General features: G+C 31.6%; 4 protein-coding genes and 1 pseudogene. All 5 read right to left on the reverse strand.

What is annotated here, in order from left to right:
• Positions 1–264: 264 nt before the first annotated feature.
• On the reverse strand, positions 265–741 hold the full coding sequence (gene ybaK / locus V5784_RS04970) for a Cys-tRNA(Pro) deacylase (protein WP_336887939.1): 477 nt from the start codon (positions 739–741) through the stop codon (positions 265–267).
• A 138-nt stretch (positions 742–879) separates the two neighbouring features.
• A complete protein-coding gene (locus V5784_RS04975) occupies positions 880–1,191 on the reverse strand; it encodes a hypothetical protein (protein ID WP_336887940.1) in 312 nt (103 codons plus the stop codon).
• A 116-nt stretch (positions 1,192–1,307) separates the two neighbouring features.
• Complete coding sequence (locus V5784_RS04980) at positions 1,308–2,903, reverse strand: CTP synthase (RefSeq protein ID WP_336887941.1); 1,596 nt, start codon at positions 2,901–2,903, stop codon at positions 1,308–1,310.
• Positions 2,904–3,096: 193 nt separating this feature from the next.
• Positions 3,097–3,870 (reverse strand): annotated as a pseudogene (locus tag V5784_RS04985) (M20/M25/M40 family metallo-hydrolase); the annotation flags it as partial.
• A gap of 366 nt (positions 3,871–4,236) precedes the next feature.
• The gene (locus tag V5784_RS04990) at positions 4,237–4,758 is read right to left on the reverse strand and encodes a shikimate kinase (RefSeq protein WP_336887942.1); all 522 of its coding nucleotides are present in this window, start codon (positions 4,756–4,758) and stop codon (positions 4,237–4,239) included.
• Between the last annotated feature and the right edge of the window lie 397 nt (positions 4,759–5,155).

Genomic DNA, 5,155 nt, shown 5'->3' on the forward strand with positions numbered 1-5,155 from the left:
ACGATCTTAAATTTAAACTTAGAAGAGTAAGTTTTTCGTGTATTCATAATCAAAATCCCCCATATTGTTTTCTTAAATTATACCCTATTTTTTTGCTTAAGGTTAAACACTCTTTGTATGAATTTATACGACCATTATAAATGTTAGGTTACGATAGGAAAAAACAGTGTGAAAGATTTATGAAATACGATGAAATAAATAGAGCTAGTTAGAAAAAACTCTATTTATTTCAAGGAAAGACTCGTGATTTTAAAAAAATGTCAGTTAGGAATTTATGGATATATTGTCTATATGAATATCCAAAATTTTAATTAAATCTTTTGGGCCGATCTCTATCTGCATCCCTCTTTTTCCTCCGCTAATAAAAATAGTTTCAAAATTTAAACAAGAATTTCCAATATAGCTAGGAAAAGTTTTTTTCATACCTAGGGGAGAACATCCACCTCTTATATATCCTGTTATCTTTAGAAGGTCTTTCATATGAATCATCTCAACCTTCTTATTTTTACTGATTTTAGCTATTTTTTTTAGGTCTAATTCTGTTTTTCCTGAGATGCAAGCTACTAAATAACCAGTTTTATCTCCAAAAAGAACTAAAGTTTTAAAAATTCTATCAATATTAACCTTAGTTTTTTCTGCCATAGCCACAGCACTGAGATCGGACTCATCGTATTCATATTCATTGATCACATATGGAATTTTATTTTTATCCAAGATTCTCATAGCATTTGTTTTTTTCATATTCCCTCCTCGAAGCCTACCTTTAGATTAAAGCTTATCATATAAATATAAAATATTAAAGTGGGAAATCCTGAAAAAAAGTCACCAATTTTATCTAAAGAAGCAATAAAAAAGGAAGACGGAAAGTCCTCCTAAATATTACATCTTAATTATAAAATAACTTCTTCCTTTAACTTTAAATTCCACAGGTTTTCTTTCTCTTACTTTTTTAAATTTTGTGTGGGTATATCTTTTCACCATCTTTTGAGGATAATCTTCTGCTTTCCTCCTACTCATAGTGACTATGGTACTGATGACTTCAGATTTTTTATTACTGACTAAATAGTCATCATTCATGCAGGTGAATAAAACACCCCTATAGATAGGATCTCCTTTTATCTGTTTAAAATTTATAGTTTTACCCAATCTTTTATTGATATATAACCCTAGGGCCATCATTCTATCTCTCATAATTATTTTCTCCTTCTTTAACACTAATTAACATTATTTTAACACAATTATGCTAATAAGTTTTAATCTTTTATTTTTAGACAAAAATTTGGCTGAGATATCCCAGCCAAATACTTTTATTTTTCTGTTCTATTAAATGCTGCTGTGATTAATCCACTAAATAATGGATGTGGTCTATTAGGTCTTGTTTTGAATTCTGGATGGAATTGCCCAGCAATAAAGTAAGGATGATCCTTAAGCTCTACAATTTCAGCTAATCTTCCATCTGGAGAAGCTCCTGAGATGATAAGTCCAGCTTTTTCCATCTCTTCTTTAAATTCGTTGTTAAATTCAAATCTATGTCTATGTCTTTCATAGATTAACTCTTCCCCATATAATTCACGAGCTAAAGTTCCATCTTTTAATTTACAAGGGTATAGTCCTAATCTCATAGTTCCACCCATCTCTACACCTTTTTGATCAGGCATGATATCTATTACTGGATGAGGAGTATTTGAGTCAAATTCTGCTGAATGAGCATCTTTCCATCCCATGATAGATCTAGCATACTCAATAACTGCTGACTGCATTCCAAGACATATTCCTAAGAAAGGGATCTTATTTTCTCTAGCATATTTTATTGCAGCTATCTTACCTTCTACTCCACGATCTCCAAATCCACCTGGAACTAAGATTCCGTCAAAGCCTTTTAAATCTTTTAAGTCTAAATTTTCAGCTTGAAGATAAGTTACTTCAGCTTGGATATCCTGATGATATCCTGCATGCTTTATAGATTCATCTATAGAGATATATGCATCTTTTAATTCTACATATTTTCCAACTACAGCTATCTTAAGCTTCTTAGAAGGATTTTTGATCTTATCTACCATTGCTCTCCATTCTGTAAGAGGAGGCTTTTCATTAGGCACTCCTAATTGTTTACAAACTACATCTGCTAATCCATTCTCTTCTAAATTTAGAGGAACTTCATATATTGTAGGAGCATCTATACACTCGATTACAGCATCCAGATCTAGATCGCAGAATAATGATAATTTTTCTTTCAATGAATCTGGGAGAGTATGCTCGGTTCTACACACTAGTATGTTTGGTCTAATTCCTAGGGTCATAAGTTGTTTCACTGAATGCTGAGCAGGTTTTGATTTTAATTCTCCAGCTGCTTTTAAGTAAGGTACCAATGCACAATGAACATACAGTACATTTTCTCTTCCTACATCATATCTAAATTGTCTGATAGCTTCTAAAAATGGTGTAGATTCGATATCTCCTACAGTTCCACCAATTTCAGTAATTACGAAATCAGAGTTTACTTCCTTACCTACAATCTCAATTCTTGATTTGATCTCATTTGTGATATGGGGAATAACTTGTACAGTTTTACCTAAGTATTCTCCCTTTCTTTCCTTATTGATTACAGCTTGATAGATTCTACCAGTAGTAACACTACTGTATTTAGTCAAATTTTGGTCGATAAATCTTTCATAATGACCTAAGTCTAAGTCTGTTTCTGCTCCATCGTCAGTTACAAATACCTCACCATGCTCATATGGATTCATTGTTCCTGGATCTACATTGATATATGGATCAAATTTTTGAATAGTAACCGAATGACCTCTTTCTTCTAAAAGTCTACCTAAAGACGCCGCTACAATTCCTTTTCCTAAAGATGATACTACACCACCGGTAACAAAAATATACTTAGTTTGTTTCATATAACTCCTCCTAAAATAATAGATTCAACACATAAAAAAAAGACGAAAAAAAAAACGGATGTTTTGATTTATCGCCTATAATAATTTTTTTTAACAGAAAATATTTTTTCTCTGTTTAATTTACTTTTATAATTGTACTATAGAATCCCAAAAAAATCAATTGTTTTTTTGGATTCTATAGTCTTTTAACCTTCTATCCCTCAATTGGGTTTAAATTAATTTTAGGATCTAAATTGAGGATAAAATGAGTAAGTAGATTTATTTCATCTTCAATATCGTAAAAACTAGCCGTTTCCACAGGGGAATGCATATATCTAATTGGCAGAGAAACCAAAGCTACAGGAACCCCTTTACCGGTATATTTTATAGTGTCAGCATCTGTTCCAGTGCTTCTAGGAGTCAATTCATACTGTAAGTTTATATCTAATGCTTTAGCTGATTTTTCTAATTCTGCATTGATTTTTAGATTTATAGGAGCACCTTTTGCCAAGACAGGGCCACCCTCTAATGAAAATTCTCCATTGGCATGGGTATCTACCCCAGGATAATCAGTGGCAAATGTAACATCACAAATTATAGCCATATCTGGCTTGATTTTTGAACCGGCAAAATAAGCTCCTCCCTGATTGGTTTCCTCAGTACTTGTGTTGACTGCATAAATTCCTATCCCAAGATTTTCCTCAGCGAGGTTTCTCATAACTTCAGCTATAATAAAACTTCCGGTTTTGTTATCCAAGGCTTTTCCGGCGATCCTATTTTCCTGTAAGATCTCAGTTTCTCTTTTATAGACTGCCATATCTCCGATATTTAAAAATTTTACTGCTGATTCTTTATCTTTGAAGCCACAATCTACATAGATATCATCCATAGTAAGACTTTCCTTCACTCCACCATGATGTTCAGCATTAGCTCCAACAACTCCGATTGTTTCTTTTTCACCTAGAAACTTTATCTTCATTCCTACAGCGACTTTTGGGCTGCCCCCCTAGTTTTTCTAAGAAAATAAAACCGTTAGAATCGATTCTTTTCACCATAAATCCGATCTCATCCCCATGAGCTGCTATCATTATTTTAAAATCTGCTTCTGGATTTAAAATTGCATATGCATTGCCTACATTATCACTCTCTATTTTATGGGAAACTCTTTCATATAGTCAAGCCAAAGAAGCTGTACCTCTTTTTCCATTCCAGACGGTGAAGAAGTATCCAAAAGATTCATTAAAAAATTTCTGTTCATATAACTATGCCCCCTATTATTTTTTTCTCTAAAAAATTATAAAATTTAACAACAAATTAAATGTTATGACTAATTGAATGCAACGTCATATTGCTTTCAATCAAATTTAATATACAATTTTTTTATTTTATCCACAGTATCCCAAATGTTAGTATTAGAATCAATATATACTTTATTATCCATATATTTCTTATAATTGTCTAGTCTTTCGTTTAAAAGCTCCACAATACGGGAATATAGATCCTCCACATCATTTAGGAGAGGCCGAGTATTTCTCCTAGAAACTCTATTGTATATACAGTCAATGGTACAGTCTAAGTAGATTACAAAACCACTTTCTTTTAGAAGTCTTATGTTGGCATCAAACGCTACCACACCACCACCTGTAGAGATAACGGTATTATTCATTTTTGAAATTTCTTTAACATATTTAGCTTCAATTTCTCTAAAATATTCCTCTCCTTTCAGAGAAAATATTTCCTTTATATTCATTTTTTCTTTATTTTCTATATAATGGTCCGTGTCTACAAAGTTCATCTCTAGAACTTTAGCTAGTTCTCTGCCAACTGTAGATTTTCCACTTCCCATAAATCCTATTAAAATTAAATTTTGTTTCATAAGATTCACCTCGAGACAATTATATCATAATATTAAATACTTTTTATTACTTTTATTGACTATTTTTTAAGCGATACTTTAAAAGTATTCATACAAAATTTTACTTTACTTTTAAATGGTCTGTAATTTTGTTTACCTCAATATACTTTACTTAAATATGGTGTTTGGTCTTCGTTAGCTGCTTTCCTTTTGAAGTAATTAATCCTTCTACAAAAATAGATAGATGTTTCACTTGAAGGGTACAGAAAGATTATGGAGGGTGTATAATCATTTCAAGTCGACCACTTGAAATAAAAAAAGACCTTTTTTCATAAAAACCGATATAATGTAGTTACGACAACAAACATTAAAGGAGTTAATTTATGAAAAAAGGATATAAACATTTTAGCATATATGA

Origin of the sequence: Psychrilyobacter sp. (assembly GCF_037132775.1) — a bacterium.
GTDB lineage: Bacteria > Fusobacteriota > Fusobacteriia > Fusobacteriales > Fusobacteriaceae > Psychrilyobacter.

Bases quoted from the DNA above. Each gene is read 5' to 3' on its own strand.
- V5784_RS04990 (WP_336887942.1), bottom strand. From the start codon at position 4,758: ATGAAACAAAATTTAATTTTAATAGGATTTATGGGAAGTGGAAAATCT.
- ybaK (WP_336887939.1), bottom strand. From the start codon at position 741: ATGAAAAAAACAAATGCTATGAGAATCTTGGATAAAAATAAAATTCCA.
- V5784_RS04980 (WP_336887941.1), bottom strand. From the start codon at position 2,903: ATGAAACAAACTAAGTATATTTTTGTTACCGGTGGTGTAGTATCATCT.
- V5784_RS04975 (WP_336887940.1), bottom strand. From the start codon at position 1,191: ATGAGAGATAGAATGATGGCCCTAGGGTTATATATCAATAAAAGATTG.